Origin of the sequence: Methylobacterium sp. NMS14P, assembly GCF_028583545.1 — a bacterium.
Lineage (GTDB): Bacteria > Pseudomonadota > Alphaproteobacteria > Rhizobiales > Beijerinckiaceae > Methylobacterium.
In genome coordinates, this window is the sequence record NZ_CP087106.1 from 3,725,446 (window position 1) to 3,747,210 (window position 21,765).

The window sequence follows — 21,765 nt, forward strand, 5'->3', positions numbered from 1 at the left end:
CGGCGATGGCCGAGAGTCAGATTTTTGCGACGCTGCCGACATGGCATGCCGGCGAGACGTCCATCCAGGAGACGGTCGGCGCCGCCGACCGGATGGCGGTGATCGGCCAGAGGGTGGTGCGGGACTTCATGCCCGACCAGCACCGCGCCTTCTTCGCGCAGATCCCGTTCGTCGTGCTGGGCAGCGTCGACCGGCAGGGCGACGCCTGGGCCACGCTCCTGGCCGGCGGCCCCGGCTTCATCACGTCGCCCTCGGCCACGACCCTCGACATCGCCGCGCGGCCGGACCCGGCCGACCCCGCGTCCGAGGGCACGGGCGACGGCGACGCCATCGGCCTCCTGGGGATCGCGCTGGACAACCGCCGCCGCAACCGCGTCAACGGTCTCGTCCGCTCCACGGCCGGCGGGGGCCTGCACTTCGACGTCGACCAGAGCTTCGGAAACTGCCCGCAATACATCCAGCTGCGCGACCTGAGCTTCGTGGATGGGCCGGGCGCCCCCGCCCCGGACCCCGCCGAGGAGAGCGCTGCGCTCGACGCGGCGGCGCGCGGCCTGATCGCGGCGGCCGACACGTTCTTCGTGGCCTCCTACGCCGACCGCGAGGGCCGGCGGCAGGTCGATGTCTCGCATCGCGGCGGCAAGGCGGGCTTCGTCCGCGTCGCCGCGGACGGCACGCTGACCATCCCCGACTTCGCCGGCAACCTGTTCTTCGCCACCCTCGGGAACATCCTCCTGAACGGCAGGGCCGGCCTGGTCTTCACCGATTTCGAGACGGGCGATCTCCTGCAGCTGACCGGCGACGCCGCGGTGATCCTGGACTCGCCCGAGATCGCAGCCTTCCAGGGCGCCGAGCGGCTCTGGACCTTCCGGCCGCGCCGGGTGATCCGCCGGCGCGGCGCCCTTCCGCTGCGCTGGTCGTTCCGGGCGGATGGCTGGTCGCCGAACGCGCTGATGACCGGCGACTGGGCGGAGGCCGCCGACCGCGTCCGGGCGGCCGGGCGCGCGGCGCAGTGGCGGCCGTTCCGTGTGGCCGAGATCGTCGACGAGAGCCGCACCATCCGGTCCTTCCACCTGATCCCGGACGACGGGGCCGGGCGGCTCCCGCACCGCGCGGGCCAGCATCTCCCGATCCGCGTGACGGTGCCCGGGGCGGAGGCGCCGGTGATCCGGACCTACACGCTCTCGGTCGCGCCCTCGGACCCGACCTACCGGATCAGCGTGAAGCGCGACGGCGCCGTCTCGCAGCACCTCCACGACCGCGTCCGGGTCGGGGACATCGTCGAGGCGCGCGCGCCCGGCGGCGGCTTCACCCTCGACGCGGGCGCGGCGCGCCCCGCGGTGCTGCTCGCCGGCGGCATCGGGATCACCCCCCTCCTCGCGATGCTCCGCCACGTGGTCTACGAGGGCCTGCGCACCCGCAGGATCCGGCCGACCACGCTCGTCTACGCCGCCCGCACGCGGGCCGAGCGCGCCTTCGACCGGGAGCTGTCCGAACTCGCCGCGGCGGCGCAGGGGGCCGTCCGGATCGTGCGCGTCCTGAGCGACGTGTCCGATGCCCGGCCCGGCGCCGATTACGAGGCCGCGGGCCGGATCGACATGGCGCTGCTCACGCGGTTCCTCGCCTTCGCGGACTACGATTTCTACCTGTGCGGGCCGTCGGCCTTCACCCAGGCGCTCTATGACGGGCTGCGCGGCTACAACGTGGCGGACGACCGGATCCACGCGGAGGCGTTCGGCCCCTCGGGGCTGGTCCGCGATTCGGGCGCGGCGGCCCCACCGCGCCCGCCGGCCTCCACCGTGACGGTGCCCGTCGCCTTCCTCGACACCGGCAAGGAGGCGCGCTGGACGCCGGATTCGGGCAGCCTCCTCGACCTCGCCGAGGCCCGCGGCCTCGCGCCGGAGTTCAGCTGCCGCGAGGGCAGCTGCGGGACCTGCCGGACCAAGCTGCTCGCCGGCGCGGTGACCTATCTCAGGGAGCCGAGCGCCGCCGTGGCGGAGGACGAGGTGCTGATCTGCTCAGCGGTGCCCGCGGAGGGCACGGACCGGGTGCAGCTGGCACTCTGACGCGCGAGACGGCGCGGCCCGCGCCGTTTTCCACCTTCCGCGACCGGCGGCGGCGGATCATTCTGCGCCGCGCCGATACCGGAGCCGGGCTGAACCTTCACCCCGAGAACAAGGAGTCCACCATGTCCCGTCCGCCGCTGCCGCCCTTCGACGAACAGAGCGCGATCACGAAGGTCCGCCTCGCAGAGGATGGCTGGAACGGCCGCGACCCGGCCAAGGTCGCCCTCGCCTACACGACCGATACCCGCTGGCGGAACCGCGCCGAGTTCCTGAACGGACGGCAGGAGGTGGAGGCGTTCCTGACCCGCAAGTGGAACCGGGAGCTCGATTACCGCCTGATCAAGGAGCTCTGGGCCTTCACCGGCAACCGGATCGCCGTGCGCTACGCCTACGAGTACCACGACGACAGCGGCCACTGGTTCCGGGCCTACGGCAACGAGAACTGGGAGTTCGCCGAGGACGGGCTGATGCGCTATCGGCACAGCAGCATCAACGAATTGCCGATCGCGGAATCAGACCGCAAGTTTCACTGGCCCCTCGGGCGCCGACCGGACGATCATCCGGGCCTGAGCCATTTCGGCTTCTGACCGCTCGGCCGTCGCGCCGGCATGACAGGCCGGGCCGGGCGTGAGCGCCGCGACCCGGCCGCGAAAACCCGGAGCGAGGCCATGGATCGGTGGCAGGCCATGCGCATCTTCGCCAAGGTCGCCGAGACGGCGAGCTTCGCGCAGACCGCCCGCCTCCTGCACATGAGCCCGCCGGCCGTGACGCGCGCCGTGGCCGCGCTCGAGGAAACCATCGGCGCCCGCCTCCTGATCCGGACGACGCGCTCCGTGAAGCTCACGGAGGCGGGCAGCCGGTACTACGAGGATTGCCGGCGGATCCTGACCGACATCGCCGAGGCGGAGTCGGCGGCGGCCGGTTCCAACGCGACGCCCTCGGGCACACTCGCGGTGACGGCCTCGGTCATGTTCGGGCGGATGCACGTGCTCCCGATCGTCACCGACTACCTCGACACCTACCCGACCATGGCGGCGCGGACCCTCTTCGTCGACCGGCCGGTCAGCATCGTCGAGGAGGGGATCGACGTCGCGATCCGCATCGGTCACCTGACCGATTCCGGGTTCACGGCCGCCCGGGTCGGATCGGTGCGCCACGTCATCTGCGGCGCCCCGGACTACTTCGCGCGGCACGGCGTGCCCACGACGCCGGCGGATCTGAAGCGGCACCGGATCGCCGTCTCCACCGGCGCCTTCGCGTCGCCGGAATGGCGGTTCGGCCGGAACGAGCGGGTGATCGTCCACCCGACCCTGCAGGGCAACACCAACGAGGTCTCGATCGGCGCCGCCCGGTCGGGCTGGGGGCTGGCGCGCGTCCTGAACTACCAGATCGCTCCGGACCTGCGGGACGGCCGCCTGCAGATCGTGCTCGCCGACTACGAGGAGTCACCGCTGCCCGTCCACGTGCTGTACCCGGAGGGCCGGCACGCGCCCGCGAAGGTGCGGACCTTCGTCGACTTGGCGGTGTCGCGTCTGCGCGCCAACCGGACGCTGAACTGAGAGCGGGCCGAGCCTGCGACGGTCGCATCGGTCGCATCGGTCGCATTGGTCGCAGCAGCGAAAAGGATGGTTCAGTCTTAAGTTAGTTTTTCAGGATCTCCCGCATCTTCCGCGGGCAATGGGGGCCCCCTACGTGACGAAACCCGAGCGCGCGACCGCGCGCGGCCGCGCTTCAGCGGCCGCCCGCCCGGATGTCGATGCCGCGACGCGCCCGGACCATCGGCACGCGGCGCGCGCGCCGCGCCCGGCGGCGATCTGAGAGGAGACAGGCGCATGGATCAGTGGACCCGCCTGGACCCCGTCTACGATTCCGAGGCGGCCGCGCGCGCGATCGCCGCGGCGGCGCCCGCGCGCGCGGACGCCCAGGATCACGACCACGGCTTCCCGCAGGACGACGTCGCCGATCTCGCCCGCCTGGGGCTGCTCGCCGCGCCCGTCCCGGTGGATCACGGCGGCGCCGGCCTCGGGACGGAGCCGGGCGCCGGTGCCCTGGCGGAGGTCCTGCGGCTGGTCGGCTACGGGAGCCTCGCCCTCGGCCGGCTCTACGAGGGGCACGTCAACGCCCTCCAGCTCATCGCCCGGTACGGCTCGCCCGCCCAGCGCGTTCGCCTGTTCGCGGACGCGCGCGCCGGCCATCTGTTCGGTGTCTGGAACACCGGGCCGGGCGAAGGCGGCCTGCGGATCGAGGCCTCGGACGCCGACGGCCATCTCCGCGGCGTGAAGACCTTCGCGTCGGGCGCCGGCTTCGTCACCCGCGCCCTCGTCACCGCGGGGCATCCGGGACAGGCCGGCACGGCGATGATGGTGGTGCCGCTCGAGGCCGGCACGCGGGCCGACCTCGCCGCCTGGCGGGCGCAGGGCATGCGCGCCTCGGCGACCGGCACCGTCGACTTCACCGGAATCGCGTTTGACGGCGATCACATCGTGGGCGCGCCCGACGACTACTTCCGGCAGCCTGCCTTCTCGGGCGGTGCGTGGCGCTTCGCGGCGGTGCAGCTCGGCGGCATCGAGGCGGTGTTCGATGCCTGGCGCGGCCATCTGGACCGCCTCGGCCGCGGCGGCGATCCGCACCAGCTGGCGCGCCTCGGCGAGGGTGCGATCGCGGTCGAGGGTGCGCGGCTCTGGGTCGAGCGCGGGGCGCAAGTCGCGTCGGACGCCGCCATGTCGCCGGAGCGCGTCGTCGCCTACATCAACCTGGTCCGCCTCGCGGTCGAGCGCGCGGGCCTCGACGTCCTCCAGCTGGCCCAGCGCTCGGTCGGCCTGCAGGGCTTCCTGCGCGGCCATCCGCTGGAGCGGCTGTCGCGCGATCTCGCCACCTACCTGCGCCAGCCCGGGCCGGACAACGCGCTGACCAGCGCGGCCTCCGAGATCCTGCGCACCGGCGGCCTAGCCGGTGACCTGTGGACCGAGAACGCCGCATGACGGGGCCGGGACGTCACGCCGCCGCACCGCGAACCGTCTGGCTGGACACGCCGGAGCGCTACGGCCGCGTCAGCCGCGGCTTCCACTGGCTGATGGCCGCCCTGTTCGCCTGGCAATTCACGGGCGCTCTGCTCTACGTCACGATCGGCGACACGGCGCTCACGCGCCTCGTCGGTGGCAGCCACTTCACCCTCGGCTTCACCCTGTTCGTGCTCGTGCTCCTGCGCGGAGTCTGGGGTCTCGCGAACCTTCACCGGCGCCCCGCCCATTCCGGCGCACCGGGGCGCGCCGTCGCGGCCGGACACGGCCTGATCTATCTCCTGATGGTCCTGGTCCCGAGCCTCGCGCTGCTGCGCCAGTACGGATCGGGCAAGCCCTTCACGCCCTACGGCATCCCGGTGATGCCGGCGCGGGAGACGAAGATCGAGTGGATGATGCTGCCCGCCGATCTGTTCCACTACTGGCTGGGCTTCACGCTCCTGGCCGTCGTGCTCGGCCACGCCGCGATGGCGATCCTGCACCGCAGGCTCTGGAACGAGGCCGTCCTGACGCGGATGACCTGACTGGCGGGGCGCCGACGGCGCGCGATCCTCAGGCTTTCGCCTCCGCCGCGGCGGGCGCCCGGTCGGGCAGCGGCGCGTCTAGCGTGAACACCACGCCGCGGGCGCGGTACTCGATCTCCGCCGAGCCGCCCATCTCGGCGGCCAGGGCCCGCTCGATGAGCCGCGTGCCGAACCCGCCGCGGGCCGGCGCCGTCACCGCGGGTCCGCCGATCTCCTCCCACCGGAACCAGAGGTGGGACGGCGTCGCCCCGTCCACCACGTCCCAGTTCAGGACCACCCGCCCCCGGTCGTTCGACAGGGCGCCGTACTTCACCGCGTTGGTCGCCAGTTCGTGCAGCGCCATCGTGAAGGCGAGGGTCAGGCGCGGCGTCAGCCACACCTCCGGGCCGTTGATCAGGAAGCGCTGTCCCGCCCCGCCCCGGAACGCCTGGAGGGTGCCCTCCACGATGACGTCGAGCGTGGCCCCGATCCAGCTCTGGCGGGTCAGGACGTCGTGGGCCGCCGAGAGCGAGTGCAGCCGCGCGTCGAGGGTCCTGTGCGCCTCCTCCAGGGAGGCGGCGTTGCGCAGGGTCTGGTGCGCGATCGACTGCATGGTCGCCATCGAGTTCTTCACCCGGTGGTTCAGCTCGTCGGCCAGGAGGGTGCGATGCTCCTCCGCGCGCTTGCGCTCGGTCACGTCGATGGAGACGCCGGCCATGCTCAGCGGCTGGCCCACCGAGTCGTAGAAGGTCTGGCCCCGGATCTGCAGCCAGCGCAGCTCACCGCCGGGCGTGCGCGCCCGGTACTCGATGTCGTAGTCGCTGTGCTCGCGGATCGAGGTCTGCACCGCCGCCTGCATGCGGGGCCGATCTTCGGGCTCGATCGCGGCGATCAGGTCCTCGTAGCCGAACGGCTCGCCCGGCGCCCGCCCGAAATTCTCCTTGCAGGTGTCGGAGGCCACGAGCCGCATGTCGGCGAGATCGAGGGTCCACGAGCCGAAACGTCCGGCCTTCAGGATGAACCGCAGCCGCTCCTCGCTGCGGGTGAGGTCGCTGGTGCGGCGCACCACCTCGTGCTCGAGCGCTTCCCGGTCGCGCTGCATCCGCGCGAGCTTCTCCCGCTCCAGCGTCACGTCGAACTGCGACGCGAAGAAGTAGGTGAGCTCCCCGTCGCGATCGAAGACCGGCGAGATCAGGAGCCGGTTCCAGAAGACCTCGCCGCTCTTCTTGTGGTTCAAGAGCTCGATCTCGATCGGCACGCGGCGGGCGATCGCCGTCCTGATCTTCGCGATATCGGCCTTGCCGGTCTCGGGACCCTGCAGGAACCGGCAGTTCCGGCCGATGATCTCGTCGTGGCCGTACCCGGTCAGCTTCGAGAAGGCGGCGTTGACGAAGACGATGGGGTTGTCCGGCAGATGGGGATCGGTGATCAGCATCGGCATCCGCGTCGCCCGCACGGCGGAGACGAAGGGGTCGGTACTCGCGTCGGTCCGGGCGAATTCCGCCTCGAAGCGCGTGCGTTCCTGCTGATCCGTCAATGCCCCGTCGCCCCTGCCACGACTTACCGTTGGCGGCCTTCGGCCCTTGTCGCGCGGCTGTACCACAGCGCGGATCGCTTGTGCGCAACCATCATGCGGGCCGAGACGCCGCAGGGGACCGCGGCGCCTCGCCCGATCGGGGCCGGGTCGGGCGAGAGACCAGCCGCCGCTACACCGCGGCGCGGCGGGGGCCGAACCCCGCCGGCGGGCGCGAGCCGAGATGGTCCCGCAGGGTCCGGCCCTCGTACTCGGCCCGGAACAGGCCGCGCCGCCGCAGCTCCGGCAGGACCAGCGCGATGAAGTCGTCGAGGCCGCCGGGCAGCGTCGGCGGCATGATGTTGAAGCCGTCCGCCCCGCCGGCCCGGAACCGCGCCTCCATCTCGTCCGCGATCTGGGCCGGCGTGCCGACGATCTGCGAGTGGCCGCGGGCCCCGGCGACGCGCAGGTAGAGCTGGCGCAGGGTCAGACCCTCGCGGCGCGCGAGGTCGACCATCAGCTGCTGGCGCGACTTGATGCCGTCGGTCTCGGGCAGTTCCGGGACGGGCCCGTCCGGGTCGTAGCCCGTCAGGTCGTGGCCGCCGATCATGCGGCCGAGCAGCGCGAGGCCGACGACGGGATCGATCAGATCCTGCAGGGCGTCGAACTTCGCCCGCGCCTCGGCCTCGCTGCGGCCGACCACGGGGAACAGGCCCGGCATGACCTTCAGGTCGTCGGGCGCGCGGCCGAATCGGGCCATGCGCTCCTTCAGGTCGCCGTAGAAGGCCACCGCCTCCTCCAGCGTCTGGTTCGCCGTGAACACGATCTCGGCCGTGCGCGCCGCGAGATCCTTGCCGGGGCCCGACGAGCCGGCCTGCACCAGCACGGGCTGGCCCTGCGGCGTGCGCGAGATGTTGAGCGGCCCGCGGACATCGAAATGCTTGCCCCGGTGGTTCAGCGGGCGGAAGCCGTCCGGCTTCGAGAACTGGCCGCTCGCGCGATCGACGATCACGGCGCCGTCGTCCCAGGTGTTCCAGAGGCCGAGGACCACGTCCGCGAACTCCTCGGCGCGCTCGTAGCGGTCGGCGTGGCGGTCGATCCGGTCGCCGCCGAAATTCGCCGCCTCCGCGTCGGTCGCGGAAGTCACCAGGTTCCAGCCGGCCCGTCCGCCGCTGAGATGATCCAGGGAGGCGAACCGGCGCGCGACGTTGAAGGGCTCGTTGAAGCTGGTGGAGGTGGTGGCGACGAGACCGATCCGGCTCGTCACCGCCGCGAGGGCCGACAGCAGCGTCAGGGGCTCGAAATGGGTCGAGCGCGCGGTGCGCTCGCTCGATCGCAGGTCGAGATCCCGGATCCCGCTTCCGTCCTCGAGGAAGATGAGGTCGAACTTCGCGGCCTCGGCCCGCTGCGCCCAGCCGACATAGCGCTCCAGGACGAGGCCGCCGTCGGCCTCGCTGGAGGGATGGCGCCAGCCGGCGACGTGATGGCCGGTCGCGTAGAAGAACGCGCCGAGGCGCAGGGTACCCTGTCTCATCGAACCGACCGTCATCGTGCCTGATCCGCTCCGTGCCTCTCGCACGGGCCGGTGTCTAGCCGACCCGCCCGCCGGGGCGAACCCCGCTCTGCCCGCGCGCGGCCCGTCGCGGACGTCCTGGCCGCGCGTCAGCGCGGGACGGGGGCGTCCGGCGCGTTGTCGGCGGGGAGGTCGCGCAGGTCGGACGAGGCGTAGCGCCCGTGCCGCGCCGCCAGGGAGCCCCGGGCCTCCTGCATCGGCATGAAGGCCGAGAACCCGACCGGCTCGGCGACGTCGTGGTAGATCGCCTCCATGCCGCCGCGCATGTGGTAGGTCTCGTGCCAGATGCCGACACCGCGCGTGTCGCGCAGGAAGTCCCGCCACCAGATCCGGTGCGGCTCGGACTTGGACCACGCGACCATGCTGTCCATGTCCCGCCAGTACCAGCGCATGCCGACATGCAGCGGGCGCAGGCTGAAGATGATGTTGTTCTCGTAGTGCAGCAGGCCCTCCGGCCGCGCCGCGCCGACCCTGTCGATCCGCGGCCCGAAGCCGAGCAAGGTCTTCACGCCGGCCAGGGTCCGGACCTTCATGCCCAGATAGATCACGACGAGGTCCGGGTAACCCGAGAAGTCCGGAACCGCGTCCCGCCGGTTCGCGCCCATGATCGCGCCTTCCATCGCGGGCCGATCCAGCGAGGCCCTGGGGGCCGAGAATACGCGACGATGTCGTCCTTCAGCAATATTCGTTCGATACGGCGGCCACACCCCGCAACCTACGCCAGTATCGAGCAACTTTCAGCAGCTGGCGCATCGCCGCGAACGCGGCCTTCGATCGAGCACGGCACCTCCGGGCGCGCGTCCGCGGAGATCCCTGTGGCTGCCGTCGCCGCCCCCGGGATCTTCGCTTCGCCGTGGAATCGAACAGGATGGCGCGCCTCAGCGCGTGCTCTCACCGCGATCCGCGCGGTGTGGCCCGGACCGAGGCCATGCCCGGGTCCGGATGTACTGTTCCACCATGAAAGCCCCTCCTCCCAGGACAACCACAGCGAGAAGGGCTTCGCGGAAGGTGCCAGGATCGGTCATTGTCTTGACTCTCTCTCAGGGATCGGCCCCTGCCGGGCCCGGCAAGATCTTCACACTTGCTACAGCCGATCAATGCTTGGACGTCTCTCGGGTTGCCCTCTTCAGCTGACAATTAGCCTTCGACGGCATGAACAATTTGTAAGACTTGACGCTCGCGCGGTACGACGCCGCTCGGGGCGTCGATGGGAGGCGCACGGCCCGGGCTGTCCGGGGGACCCGGCGGGGGTCCGCGCCCGCGGATGCCGCGGATAGGCGACGGCATTGCCGGGGCCTGTCGGTTGGAGCATCGGCACGACCACTGGGTGAACCGACCGCCCGTCAACGTGCCGACGGTTCGTGGCCTTCGGCGCCCCGCGCGGTGGGCTCGCGTCTGATGTTAGGATCCGACGATGCAGCAGCAGATCTCGGTCATCACGCTCGGCGTCTCATCGCTCAGCCGCTCGCGCGCCTTCTACGTCCACGGTTTCGGCTGGTCTCCCGTCTTCGAGAACGGCGAGATCGTCTTCTACCAGATGAACGGGTTCATGCTCGGAACCTGGCAGAATCCCCATCTCGACAAGGACATGCAGCGCGCGAGCGAACCGACCCCGAGCGCCTTCTGCCTCGCCCACAACGTCCCGGACAGGAGCGACGTCGAGCCGACCATCGCGCGTCTCATCGCGGCGGGCGGGACGCTCCTGCGCGCGGCCGACGATCCACCCCACGGCGGCTTCCGGGGATACCTGAGCGATCCGGATGGACACGCCTGGGAGATCGCCTGGAACCCCGCCTGGCGAATCGATGAGCGCGGACTCGTGACGTTCGGCATCTGAACCGGCGCCGCGTCTACCTTGAGATAGTCCGTGTCGGGACCGTCGCGCGCCGAGCCCGGCCGTCCGGCAGGGCCTGACGAAGGCCGATCCTGTTGCCGAGCCGTGGCCGGACCGCGCCTAGAGGCGGGTGAGGCGCAGGCGCCACCCGGACGGGTCCGCGTCGATGTCCGGACCGGGCCGCATCATCGCCGCCTGGGCCGACGGCGCAGGGTCCGCCGCGGCGATGTCGGCGGTCGGCGCGCGGAGGGACACGCAACCGCAGAGGGGCGGCGTGAGGGAGACCACCGCGAGGGCGGCCATCCGGATCGACGCGTTCCGCAGGCTGAACCGGCGCGCGGCCTCAACCGAACGGGCGATCGCCACGACCCGTCCGCGTCGGGCCGGACGTCCGGTATCGGGCTCTGGCTGGTGCCCGGAAGCGGCGCGCCGCGTGCGCCGGCGGCCCGGCGCGGACACGGGCTCGGCCCCACCGTTCGACCTCAGGCTCCCGCCGGTCCGCCGCGCGCGTGGCTGCCCAGAAGAAGGGTCTTGGCGGCCGCGTCGATCCGGCCGAGCCACTTCTCCGCCGTTTCGGCGCGCAGGTCGGCGACGCGGACCTGCTCCTCGGCGGCCCGAACCCACGCCTCCGCCTCGGCGCGGATCGTCCGGACCCGGGCCTCGGCCTCCGCGCGGATGTCCTGCACCTGGGCGTCGGCCTCGGCCTGGACCCGCTGCAACCCGATATCGGCGCGGGCCTCGACCTCGCGGACGCGCATCTCGGACAGGTGCAGGCGGTGCTGGGTCTCCGTCAGCGCGCGCTGCGCGGCGGCCAGGGCGGCCTCGTGCGACATCCTCTGCTCCTGCAGACGCTGCTTCTGCGCTTCGGCGCGGCCGGCCATGCCGTTGATGATGTCGAGCGTGCTCATCCAATCCGACACCGCCTCGGGCTCGGAAGAGGCCGGCGCTGGGCCCGCATCGTTGACCGCGGGTTCCGGCCAGATCGGCGGGTGCGCGACCTCCTCGATGCGCGGTGCCGAGAACGCGGCCGGCACTTCGACCGTGTCGAAGGACGGCTTGAGCGGCAGGATCTCGGCGGACGCCCCTTCGACGAAGCGGTCGAGGCTGTCGGCGACCTGCGTGAGGATATGGGACCACGTGGCTGTGGGGGCCGCGACCATGATGGCTCTACCCTGGCGGGATTTTGTCGATAGCCAATACAATCTCCGGTATGGTTAACAGGTGATTAACCGGCTGTGTGGCGGCCGAGCTCTCGGCGAGATGGATTGGCGCCCATCAGTCACGGCAGACTGAGCAGATTGGATCGACATTACTCCGCCCGCTCACTCCCGGTCTTCGGCGCCCCACAAGTGCTTTCGCCAGCGCACCGACGGCCGACGACCGGAAAGCCGAACCGGGCGGAGGCAGTCCGGCATCATCGCACGGCCTGGGTCGCGGGCGCAGCCTGGATGATCGGCGCGGCCGCGGCCAGGATGGCCCCGGCATCGCGGTCGAGGGGCGGATAGATCCGCGTCCCGTTGATGATCCGCTTCGTCGCCTTCGCGGCGGCGCCCGCCGCGACCAGCGTGCCGCGATCCCAGCCGGAGGTGTACACCGCCCCCCAGGCACCCAGATCCAGCACGGTGACGTAGTCGGGCGCGGCGAAGCGCAGCCGCTGCTCCGTTCGGCCGGCGAGATCGCAGACGGCGTTGAAGCCCGCGAACCGGCCCATCGGCCGGGCGTGCTGGCATGACATCACCGTGCGATGGCCGGCATCGTCGGCCTCCGCCGAGGCGATGTCGCCGGCCGCGTAGATGTGGGCGAGCCCTCGGACGGCCAGGAAGGCGTCGACCGGCACGCGCCCGAGCGGGTCGCGGGGGAGACCGAGCGTCTCGCCCAGCGGGCTCGCCTGCATGCCGGTGGCGCAGACGCTCGTCCACGTGGGCAGGTGCGTTCCGTCCGCCAGCCTCACCCCGGCGCGATCGATGGCGTCGACCCGCGCACCGCCGATGCAGGTGACGCCGGCCTCGCTCAAGGCCGCGCGGATCGCCGGCAGGGCGGCCGCGCCCATGGCGCTCCCGACCTCCTGGGCCTGGTCGATCAGGATGGTCCGGACCGGACCGTCGCCACCGGCCCGGCTCCGGGCAGCGGCGAGCCGGGCGGGCAGCTCGCAGGCAAGCTCCAGTCCCACCAGGCCGCCGCCGATGACGACGGCGGTCCAGCGGCCGGCCTGATCCGGCCGGCCCGCGTCTCCGAGGCGACCGAGATGCGCCGAGAGGGCCTGAGCGCCCGCGAAGGTGTCGACATCGAAGGCGCCGTCGATGCCCGGGATATCGGGCCGTCGCAGCACGCTGCCGGCGGCGAGGATGAGCCGGTCGTACGCCAGCGTGTCGACGCCGCCGGATGGCGCGCCGGACTCGACCGTGACCGTGCGCGCCACCGGGTCGATGTCGAGCGCGCGCCCCTCGCGACGATCAACCCCGATCGGCCCGAGAACGTCGTCGAGGGGCACGCGCAGGGCGCTGAGATCGGTCTCGTAGCAGCGGACCCGGATGTCGTGGAACGCGTCCGGAGCGATCACCGTGACCGCGATGCGGTCGCCGAGGCCGAACTCGGTCCGCGCGCGCGCGGCGGCGGCCGCCGCCCAGAGTCCGGCGAATCCGCCGCCGATCACCAGGATTTTCGAGACCACCGCAGAGCTCCACGATTGCCGGGTACACCGAACTCTGCACGGCGTCCGCCGCTACGGCAACGGTTACTGATCTGGCGAGGGCGAGGAAGGCTTTCAACAATCGAAGGCCGGCGGTGAGCTCCATTCTGCGTCGCGCCATCGGGGAGCCGAAATGCCCCTTCTGCCCGAAGCGTCGGCCTCACAACCGTTCCCGGCAGGCGCGGTCCAGCCGCGCGGCCCCAGCGCGGCCTGAGAGGACGGACGCCGCTCCACACAGGCAGCGACGCGCAAATTCTTCTCGACTCTGGGCTGACGGCCGAAAATTCTTGCTCCACCGTCGCCAAGTAGAGAACGCCCTTTTGTTGACTCGGCGACCGGCCGACAGGATCTTGTATTCACAGTCACGCTGAGGGCCGCGCAGGTACGATGAAGACGCAGGGGTGGTCCGGTCGTGATCCCGGAGCCGGGGAGCGTGTCGGCGCGGATCGAGCGATCGGGACGATCTCGGGTCTCGAACGCGCCGGCCGCGCTCGGCCGATCGACACGCCGGCCGCGCCGCACCCCTGACCCCAGCCGCCCGGACGAACCCGCTCGGGACCGCGCCGCGACGCGGATCCCCTGCCCCGCGCCGGCCCCGCACCCCGCCCCTCGTTTCCCCACGACATCAGGCCCGACCATGCGCTCCACTCGCCGATCCCTTCTGGCCGCCAGCGTCGCCCTGGCCTGCCTCGGCGCCCTCACGACGCGCGAGGCCCGGGCCGACGACCCGAAGGAGGTTCGCCTGGACTGGGCGACCTACAACCCGGTCGGCCTGCTCCTGAAGGAGAAGGGCTTCCTCGAGGAGGCGCTGGCGCCGCGGGGCATCAAGGTCCGCTGGGTCCAGTCGCTCGGCTCCAACAAGGCGCTCGAGTTCCTGAACGCCGGCGCCATCGATTTCGGGTCGGCGGCCGGGGCCGCGGCCCTCGTGGCCCGCATCAACGGCAACCCGATCAAGGCGATCTACGCCTACTCGCGCCCCGAATGGACGGCTCTGGTCACCCGCAAGGACAGCGGCATCACCAAGCCCGCCGACCTGAAGGGCAAGCGCGTCGCGGTCACCCGGGGCACCGATCCGCACATCTTCCTGATCCGCGCACTCCAGGGCGCCGGCCTCACCGAGCGCGACGCCAAGCTCGTGCTGCTGCAGCACGCGGACGGGCGGACCGCCCTGGACCGGGGCGACGTCGATGCCTGGGCCGGCCTCGACCCGATGATGGCGGCGGCCGAGATCGAGAACGGCGACGTGCTGTTCTACCGCGACGCCGCGGCCAACACCTGGGGTCTGCTCGATGTCCGTGAGGACTTCGCGACGGCCCATCCCGACCTCGTCCGGACGGTGATCGCCGCCTACGAGCGGGCGCGCGCCTACGCGCTGGCCAACCCGCCGGCGCTGGCGGCCGCCCTCGTCGCGGCCACCAAGCTGCCCGAGCCGGTGATCGCCCGGCAGCTCGAGCGGACCGACCTGTCCCAGCCGGCGATCGGCGCGGCCCAGGCGCAGTCGATCAAGGCGGCCGGTACCGCCCTCCAGCAGGCCGGTATCATCCCGGCGGGCAGCGACGTGTCCGCGTCCGTCGACGGCCTGCTCGACACGCGCTTCAATCCCGTCGCCGGACAGTGAGCGGCCGCGTGCCGCTGCTGCGGCGGGGCGGTCGCGCCGGACTGGGCCTGCTGCTGCCGCTCATCCTGGCGATCGGCTGGGAGATCGCGGTCGCGAGCGGGGCGGCGTCCGGGCGGCTGCTGCCGCCGCCAAGCCGGATCGGCGCGACCCTCTGGGCCCTGGCCGTGTCGGGCGATCTCTGGATGCATGTCGAGGCGACCCTCGTGCGGGTCGGGCTCGGCTTCCTGTGTGGCGCGGCGGCCGGGATCCTGGCCGGGACCCTCGTCGCCACCGTCCCGCCGCTGCGCTGGCTCCTCGACCCGAGCCTGCAGGCGCTGCGGGCCGTGCCGTCGCTCGCCTGGGTCCCGCTCTTCATCCTGTGGTTCGGCATCCTGGAGACGCCGAAAGTCCTGCTGATCGCCGTGGGCGTGTTCTTCCCGGTCTACGTCGGCGTCTCGGGCGCGATCGCGTCGGTGGACCGCAAGCTGGTCGAGGTCGGGCGGATCTTCCGGCTGTCGCGCCTCGCCCTCGCCCGGCGGATCCTGCTGCCGGCCGTGCTGCCGGCGACCCTGGTGGGCCTGCGCACGGGGCTCGGCCTCGGCTTCCTGTTCGTCGTGGCGGCGGAGCTGATGGGCGCCTCGGAGGGGCTCGGCTACCTGCTGGTGGACGGTCAGCAATTCAGCAAGCCCGATCAGATCGTGGCCGCCATCATCGCCTTCGCCCTCGTCGGCAAGGTGGCCGACATGGCCCTGGTCACGCTGACTGGGCCCCTCACCCGGTGGCAGGATACCGTGCGGGACAGCCTGTGACCGCCGCACCGGCGCGGACGCGCGCCGCGGAACGGGGCTCCGTCCTGCGCGGCGATCCCCATGCCACGACCGCCGAGAGACGCCCGTGCTGACCGTCGACGCCCTCTCCAAGACCTACGCGGACGGCACGCAGGCGCTGTCGGGCATCGACCTGTCGGTGCAGCAGGGCGAGATCGTCGCGCTGATCGGCGGGTCGGGCTGCGGGAAGACGACCCTGCTCCGGCTGATCGCGGGGCTCGACCACGCGAGCGCGGGCACCGTCGCGGTCGACGGCGAGACGATCCGCGCGCCCCATCCGAGCGTGGGCGTCGTCTTCCAGGAGCCGCGCCTGCTGCCCTGGCTCGACGTGGCCGGCAACGTCGGCTTCGGCCTCGCCGACCTGTCCCGGTCCGAGCGCCGCGCCCGCGTCGCCCACGCCCTGGAGCGGGTGGGGCTCGCCGAGCACGGCGGCCGCTGGCCGCGCGAGCTGTCCGGCGGTCAGCAGCAGCGCGTGGCGATCGCCCGGGCCTTCGTGGCGCGCCCGCGGGTGCTGCTCCTTGACGAACCGTTCTCCGCCCTCGACGCCTTCACCCGGAAGGGGCTGCACGACCAGCTCCTCGATCTCTGGGCCGAGTCGAAGCCGACGATCCTGATCGTCACGCACGATGTCGGGGAGGCCGTCACCCTGGCGGACCGGGTCGTGGTGATGCGCCCGCGGCCCGGGCGCCTCGACGAGACCGTCCCGATCGGGCTCGCCCGGCCGCGCGAACCGGTGGCCGCGACCTACGAGGAGGCCGTGCGGCGCGTGCTGGCCGCCCTCGACCACTCCCTCCGTCCGGCCGCGAGCAGCCGGCCGGCCGCCCCCGAGACCCGCGCGAGCTGGTGGTAGGCCGCGCCCGCCTTCGCGGATCGATCATAGGATGACACGATGCCCCTGACCCGTCGCGCCCTCGTCTCCGGCCTGTCGGCGTCCGCCCTCGTCGGGCTGCCCCGCGCTGCCGGCGCGGCCGGCACGCTGCGCATCGGCTACCAGCGCTCCTCGACGCTGATCGCCCTGCTCCGTCAGGACGGCGGCCTGGAACGCGCGCTCGCGCCGCTCGGCACCGGCGTGACCTGGCACGAATTCACCAGCGGCCTGCCGATCATGGAGGCGCTCAATGCCGGACAGATCGACGTGTCGGCCGACGTCGCCGACACGGTCCCGATCTTCGCTCAGGCCGCCGGAGCCCGGATCAGCTACATCGCGCAGGAGGCGGCCTCCCCGGAGGCGCAGGCCATCCTCGTCTCGGCGGACGCACCGGCGAAGTCGGTGGCCGACCTGCGCGGCCGCCGGGTCGCGGTGACCAAGGGTGCGGGCAGCCACTACCTGCTCCTGGCGGCCCTCGGCGAGGCGGGCCTGACCTTCAAGGACATCACCCCGGCCTACCTGACACCGGCCGACGGGCGTGCCGCCCTGGCCAGCGGCGGGGTCGAGGCGTGGGTCGCGTGGGACCCCTTCCTCTCCGCCGCCCGGCAACAATCGGGCGCGCGGGTGCTGCGCGACGGGGCCGGCCTCTCACTGTACAAGCGCTACTATCTCGCGGCCGACCCCTACGTCGCGGCCAACGGCCCCGTATTGGCGGCCTTGTTCGACCGGCTCGCCGAGACCGGGAACTGGGTGAAGGCCAACCCGGCCGAGGCGGCAGCCCGCCTCGCGCCCCTGTGGAAGATCGAGCCGGAGGTGGTCCTGCGCGCCAACGCGCGCCGCAGCTACCGGGTCGAGCCGGTCACCCGCACCGGGCTCTCGGAGCAGCAGAAGATCGCCGACGCCTTCCGCGCCGAGGGGCTCCTGCCCCGGGCCGTCGACACGGCAGCGCTCGGCATCTGGACGCCGCCGGGCCGCTGAGCGGCCGCAGCCGAACCTGTTCAGGACCCGATCGCGGTCAGCTCCAGATCCGCGGGGTCCGCGCGCCGGAAACGCGCGTACCGCAGCGCCATCACCGGCAGGATCAGCAGGTTCAGCACCGTCGAGGTGACGAGGCCGCCGAGGATCACCAGGGCCATCGGGCCCTCGATCTCGCGGCCGGGCTCCCCGGCGCCGAGCGCCAGCGGCAGCAGCCCGAGGCCCGTGACCAGGGAGGTCATCAGGATCGGCACCATCCGGTCCGCCGCGCCCTCCGCCGCCGTGGCGGCGTCCCAGGCGCGCCCGTCCCGGGTGACCATCTGCTCGTAATGGGCGATCATCATCACGCTGTTGCGCAACGAGATGCCCGACAGGGTCACGAAGCCGACGATCGAGCCCAGCGACAGCACCCCGCCGGTGAGCGCCGCGGCCGCGACGCCGCCCACGAAGGCGAAGGGCAGGTTGACCAGGACCAGGAGCAGGTTCGCCGCGGAGCCGGTGACGATCGCCAGGAGCACCACGATGCCGAAGCCGGCCATCCCGGCATGGACCAGCAGGTCGCGGCGGGCGGCCGCCTGCGCCTCGGCGGCCCCCGAGAAGGTGACGTAGACGCCCTCCGGCAGCCGCACCTCGCGGGCGATCTTGCGCTTGGCCGCCGCCACGAAGCCGGCCACGTCGCGGTCGGCGACGTTGGCCGTCACCGCCTGCACCCGCTGCGCGCCGAGATGCTGGACCTGGTAGCGCCCCGCGCTCTCGTAGACGTCGGCGACCTGGGACAGCCGGACGTAGCGCCCGCCGGGCGTCCGCAGGGGCAGGTCGCCCACCGCGCTGAGGCGATCCCGCACGCGCGCGTCGAGGATCACCAGCACGTTGAACACGGCGTTGCCGCGGTAGGTCTGGCCGACCGTGTCGCCCTGGTAGGCGGTGCGCACCGCCTCCAGCACCTCCACGGGATCGAGTCCCCAGTGCCGGAGATCCACCGGGCGCAGCGCGACCGTGACCTGCGGCAGCCCGGCCGGCGAGGCCTGCTGGACATCCCGGGCGCCCTTCACCTCCGAGAGCTCCTGCGCGACCGAACGGGCCGCGGCCTCGATCCGGTCGAGGTCGCTGCCGACGACGTTGACGACGACCGGGGCGGTGAAGCCCGAGACCGTCTCCTCGATGCGCTCGGTGAGGAAGGTCTTGAGCGAGAAGGCCGCCCCCGGGAAGCCGGCGATCAGTTGCCGGATACCGGCCTCGACCCGCCGCTGGGCGGCGCCGTCGAGGCCGGGCTCCAGATCGATGTGGATCTCGCTGTAGTGCGGCCCGGCGGTATCCTCGGCGGCCTCGGCCCGCCCGATCTGCGCCGCCACGGCGCGCACCCCCGGGATCTCCTTCAGGTCGCCGGTGATCAGCGTCCCGAGCCGCTGCGATTCCTGCAGGGAGGTGCCGGGTATGGCCACCATGTGCAGGATCATGTGCCCCTCCTTCAGGTCGGGGAGGAACACCGCGCCGAGGGTCGGCAGGATGGCGGCCCCCGCGAGGGTGACCAGCAGGGCGCCCGCCATGGCGATCCGCGGCACCCGGCCGATCCCGGCGAGCAACCGAAGATAGGCGGCGCGGCTCCAGCGCACCACGGGCGGGTCGGGCGGCGCCGCGCCCGCGTCGCGCGCCGTCCGGCCCCCGAGGAGCAGGAGCGCCAGGGCCGGCGTGACCGTGAGCGCGACGAGGAGCGAGGCGACGACGGCCGCGATGTAGGCGAGCGCCAGCGGCCCGAACAGCCGGCCGGCGACGCCGGTCAGCGCCAGGACCGGCAGGAACATCAGGATCACCGCGAGGGTCGCGTAGGCGACCGAGGTCCGCACCTCCAGCATCGCGGCCAGCACCACGCGCGGCACGTCGCGCCGTCCGCACCGCGCCTCCCGCAACCGGCGCGCGACGTTCTCGACGCCGATGACCGCGTCGTCGACCACCTCGCCGATGGCCAGGGCCAGCCCGCCGAGTGTCATCGTGTTGAGGCTCTCGCCCCAGGCCTGGAGGGCGAGCGCGGCGGCGATCAGCGACAGCGGGATCGCCGTCGCGCTGATCAGCGCCGCCCGCCAGTCCGCCAGGAAGATCAGGAGCACGATCACAACCAGCACGCCGCCCAGCGCCAGCGCCTGGATGACGTTGCCGGTGGCGACGTCCACGAAGTTCGCCGGCCGGAACAGGTCGGCCCGCAGGCTCACGCCCTCGCGCTGCAGGACCGGGCGCAACTCGTCCAGGGCCGCCTCCAGTCGGGCGGTCACGGCGCGGGTATCGACGCTCGCCTGGGCGCCGACCATCAGCAGCACGCCGGGCTTGCCGTCCACGAGGGCCGCGCTGATCGCCGGCTCGGGCGCGGCCGTGACGGTCGCCACGTCCGAGAGGACCACGCTCGCCCCGCCGTCGTTGTGGAGCACGATCTGCCCGAGCGCCTCCGGCGTGAGCGACTGCCCGTCGGTCCGGAGCAGGACACGCTGGTTCAGCGTGTCGACGAAGCCCGCCCCGCGCACACCGGTCCCTTTCCGGGCGGCCGTCAGCACGTCGTTGAGGCCGATCTGGAAGCGGATCAGGTCGTCGGGTCGGACCTGGACCTGCAGGGCGCGGACGCCCCCGCCGTAGATCGAGACCTGGGCGATGCCGGGCACCCCCTGGAGTCGCCGGCGCACGGTCCATTCCGCGACCTGGCGCAGGTCCATGGCGTCGCGGATCTCTGAGGTGAGCCCGACGAGGAGCACGGTCAGCGTCGAGGAGGTCAGCGGCGTCATGGCGGGCGCCGCCACCCCGTCCGGCATGCGGCTGGCGAGCGCCGCCAGACGCTCGTTGACCCGCTGGCGGATCCGGTCGACGTCGCTGCCGGGCCGGAACGCGGCGGTGATCACCGACAGGCCCTGGATGGAGGTGGAGCGCAGGGTCTCCAGGCCCGGAAGGCCGCCGACCGCCACCTCTACGGGCTGCGTGACCAGCACCTCGACCTGCTCCGAATCGAGGCCCGGCGCCTCGGTCTGGATCGTGACGGTCGGCGGCGCGAATTCCGGGAACACGTCGTAGCGCGCGCCCGTGAGGGCGTAGAGGCCGAACACCAGGACCGCGCAGGCCAGCGCCAGGACCACCCTGGGCAACCGAACGGCGAAGCCGACGAGGGCCGCCTGCGGACCGCCGCGGCCGGCGGCAGCGGGAGGCTCAGTCATCGTCGTCGCCCACGACGCGGATGCGGCTCTTCATCTCCTCCGAGAGCAGGGCCTGCGCGCCCCGCAGCACGATCTCGCTGCCGTCCGGCAGATCCTCGACCACGAAGGCGTCGGCCGACATCGGCGCGTCCGGCCGGACCGGATGACGCACGAAGGCGCCGTCGCCGGTCCCGCGATACACCCAGGTGCCGCCCTCGCCGTGGACGACGGCGTCCTCCGGCACGAGGACGCCCTTCACCGCCCGCGGCGCCGGCAGGAACGCCATCGTGCTGGTCCCGGGCAGGAGGCCGCTGTCGCCGGTGACGAGATAGAAGAAGCTCTGCCCCTGGATCCGCGGATCGGTCCGCGTCGCCGCCGAGACCAGCCGCAGGGCGACCCGCTCGCTCTGCGGCGGCACCTCGGCGAAGGCGGCCTGCGGCGCCTCCGGCAGGGTCTCCCCCGGCGGCAACGTCACCTGCATCAGGAAGTCGGTCCGCTCGATCAGGCGGGTCACCAGCGGCGACCGCTCGATGATCGCCTTGCCGAGCACCGATCCCCATTCCTGGCGCGCGGTCGCCGCGAGGGTGCGCAACTGCGACTCCGCCACCGTGACCGACGCCTGATCGGTCAGGAGCGTGCCCTCGACGGTCTCGATCTGCGCCACCGCCACCACGCCGGCGCCGAGGGTTCGCGCGCGGCGGGCGGCGCTGGCCGAGACCTCGACCCGGGCGCGGGCCGTCTGGAGCGCCGCCACGGCGCCCGCGTAGCTGTTGGTCAGCTCGGTGATGCGGGCGAGCTCGAGGACGCTGCCGTAGGCGGTCAATTCCTGTCGGTGAAGGGTGGCGGGCCGCGCCTCGGCGACGAGACCGATCCGCGCGCGCTCGGCCGGCGTCAGCCGGACCAGGGTCCGGCCGTCCTCGATGGCGGTGCGCGCTGCCGGGAGCTGCGCGCCTGTGGACGAATCGTCCCGCCGTTCGGGGATCAGCGCCGCCACGCGCGCCCGCACCGTCGCGACCATCGGGCCTACATCGGCGCGAATGCGTTCGCCGGTCGGCGTGAGCGCGAGGCCGGCCGCCGCCAGCAGGATCCCTCCGATGAGCAGCAGCGCCCGGCGACCACCCACGTCGCGATCC

At 72.6% G+C, this 21,765-nt stretch carries 18 protein-coding genes; 10 read left to right on the plus strand and 8 right to left on the minus strand.

The window, feature by feature from the left end:
- Positions 1-5 precede the first annotated feature (5 nt).
- From LOK46_RS17705 to LOK46_RS17725, 5 genes are all read left to right on the plus strand, one after another.
- Entirely contained in the window at positions 6-2,063 is a 2,058-nt protein-coding gene (locus LOK46_RS17705; RefSeq protein ID WP_273559276.1) for a 2Fe-2S iron-sulfur cluster-binding protein, read from the plus strand.
- A 122-nt stretch (positions 2,064-2,185) separates the two neighbouring features.
- On the plus strand, positions 2,186-2,650 hold the full coding sequence (locus LOK46_RS17710; RefSeq protein WP_273559277.1) for a nuclear transport factor 2 family protein: 465 nt from the start codon (positions 2,186-2,188) through the stop codon (positions 2,648-2,650).
- A gap of 81 nt (positions 2,651-2,731) precedes the next feature.
- The gene (locus tag LOK46_RS17715) at positions 2,732-3,622 is read left to right on the plus strand and encodes a LysR family transcriptional regulator (RefSeq protein WP_273559278.1); all 891 of its coding nucleotides are present in this window, start codon (positions 2,732-2,734) and stop codon (positions 3,620-3,622) included.
- Between the two features lie 273 nt (positions 3,623-3,895).
- Positions 3,896-5,044 (plus strand): acyl-CoA dehydrogenase family protein, encoded by a 1,149-nt coding sequence (locus tag LOK46_RS17720; protein WP_273559279.1) that lies wholly within the window; start codon positions 3,896-3,898, stop codon positions 5,042-5,044.
- Positions 5,041-5,607, plus strand: a complete 567-nt coding sequence (locus LOK46_RS17725; RefSeq protein WP_273559281.1) for a cytochrome b — start codon at positions 5,041-5,043, stop codon at positions 5,605-5,607. The genes LOK46_RS17720 and LOK46_RS17725 overlap by 4 nt, the downstream gene beginning before the upstream one ends.
- A gap of 28 nt (positions 5,608-5,635) precedes the next feature.
- On the opposite strand, the gene LOK46_RS17730 is transcribed toward LOK46_RS17725, so the two are convergent.
- From LOK46_RS17730 to LOK46_RS17740, 3 genes are all read right to left on the minus strand, one after another.
- On the minus strand, positions 5,636-7,123 hold the full coding sequence (locus tag LOK46_RS17730) for an HWE histidine kinase domain-containing protein (RefSeq protein WP_273559283.1): 1,488 nt from the start codon (positions 7,121-7,123) through the stop codon (positions 5,636-5,638).
- Between the two features lie 169 nt (positions 7,124-7,292).
- The gene (locus LOK46_RS17735; RefSeq protein ID WP_273559285.1) at positions 7,293-8,633 is read right to left on the minus strand and encodes an LLM class flavin-dependent oxidoreductase; all 1,341 of its coding nucleotides are present in this window, start codon (positions 8,631-8,633) and stop codon (positions 7,293-7,295) included.
- Between the two features lie 128 nt (positions 8,634-8,761).
- On the minus strand, positions 8,762-9,292 hold the full coding sequence (locus LOK46_RS17740; RefSeq protein WP_273559287.1) for a DUF4188 domain-containing protein: 531 nt from the start codon (positions 9,290-9,292) through the stop codon (positions 8,762-8,764).
- A 794-nt stretch (positions 9,293-10,086) separates the two neighbouring features.
- Here LOK46_RS17740 and LOK46_RS17745 point away from each other — a divergent pair.
- Positions 10,087-10,509, plus strand: a complete 423-nt coding sequence (locus LOK46_RS17745; RefSeq protein ID WP_273559289.1) for a VOC family protein — start codon at positions 10,087-10,089, stop codon at positions 10,507-10,509.
- Positions 10,510-10,626: 117 nt separating this feature from the next.
- On the opposite strand, the gene LOK46_RS17750 is transcribed toward LOK46_RS17745, so the two are convergent.
- From LOK46_RS17750 to LOK46_RS17760, 3 genes are all read right to left on the minus strand, one after another.
- Entirely contained in the window at positions 10,627-10,872 is a 246-nt protein-coding gene (locus LOK46_RS17750) for a hypothetical protein (protein ID WP_273559291.1), read from the minus strand.
- A gap of 116 nt (positions 10,873-10,988) precedes the next feature.
- A complete protein-coding gene (locus tag LOK46_RS17755) occupies positions 10,989-11,666 on the minus strand; it encodes a cell division protein DivIVA (RefSeq protein WP_273559293.1) in 678 nt (225 codons plus the stop codon).
- A 254-nt stretch (positions 11,667-11,920) separates the two neighbouring features.
- Positions 11,921-13,177: an NAD(P)/FAD-dependent oxidoreductase gene (locus LOK46_RS17760; RefSeq protein WP_273559295.1), complete on the minus strand. Its 1,257-nt coding sequence runs from the start codon at positions 13,175-13,177 to the stop codon at positions 11,921-11,923.
- A 655-nt stretch (positions 13,178-13,832) separates the two neighbouring features.
- Here LOK46_RS17760 and LOK46_RS17765 point away from each other — a divergent pair.
- From LOK46_RS17765 to LOK46_RS17780, 4 genes are all read left to right on the plus strand, one after another.
- The gene (locus tag LOK46_RS17765; protein WP_273559296.1) at positions 13,833-14,813 is read left to right on the plus strand and encodes an aliphatic sulfonate ABC transporter substrate-binding protein; all 981 of its coding nucleotides are present in this window, start codon (positions 13,833-13,835) and stop codon (positions 14,811-14,813) included.
- 8 nt (positions 14,814-14,821) lie between these two features.
- Positions 14,822-15,601: an ABC transporter permease gene (locus LOK46_RS17770; protein WP_273559298.1), complete on the plus strand. Its 780-nt coding sequence runs from the start codon at positions 14,822-14,824 to the stop codon at positions 15,599-15,601.
- 85 nt (positions 15,602-15,686) lie between these two features.
- Entirely contained in the window at positions 15,687-16,469 is a 783-nt protein-coding gene (locus LOK46_RS17775; protein ID WP_273559300.1) for an ABC transporter ATP-binding protein, read from the plus strand.
- A 39-nt stretch (positions 16,470-16,508) separates the two neighbouring features.
- Positions 16,509-17,465, plus strand: a complete 957-nt coding sequence (locus tag LOK46_RS17780; RefSeq protein ID WP_273559301.1) for an aliphatic sulfonate ABC transporter substrate-binding protein — start codon at positions 16,509-16,511, stop codon at positions 17,463-17,465.
- A gap of 20 nt (positions 17,466-17,485) precedes the next feature.
- On the opposite strand, the gene LOK46_RS17785 is transcribed toward LOK46_RS17780, so the two are convergent.
- Both LOK46_RS17785 and LOK46_RS17790 read right to left on the minus strand, forming a co-directional pair.
- Positions 17,486-20,653, minus strand: coding sequence for an efflux RND transporter permease subunit (locus tag LOK46_RS17785; protein ID WP_273559303.1), 3,168 nt, complete (start codon positions 20,651-20,653; stop codon positions 17,486-17,488).
- Positions 20,646-21,755, minus strand: a complete 1,110-nt coding sequence (locus LOK46_RS17790) for an efflux RND transporter periplasmic adaptor subunit (protein WP_273559305.1) — start codon at positions 21,753-21,755, stop codon at positions 20,646-20,648. Before LOK46_RS17790 ends, LOK46_RS17785 begins: the two co-directional genes overlap by 8 nt.
- Between the last annotated feature and the right edge of the window lie 10 nt (positions 21,756-21,765).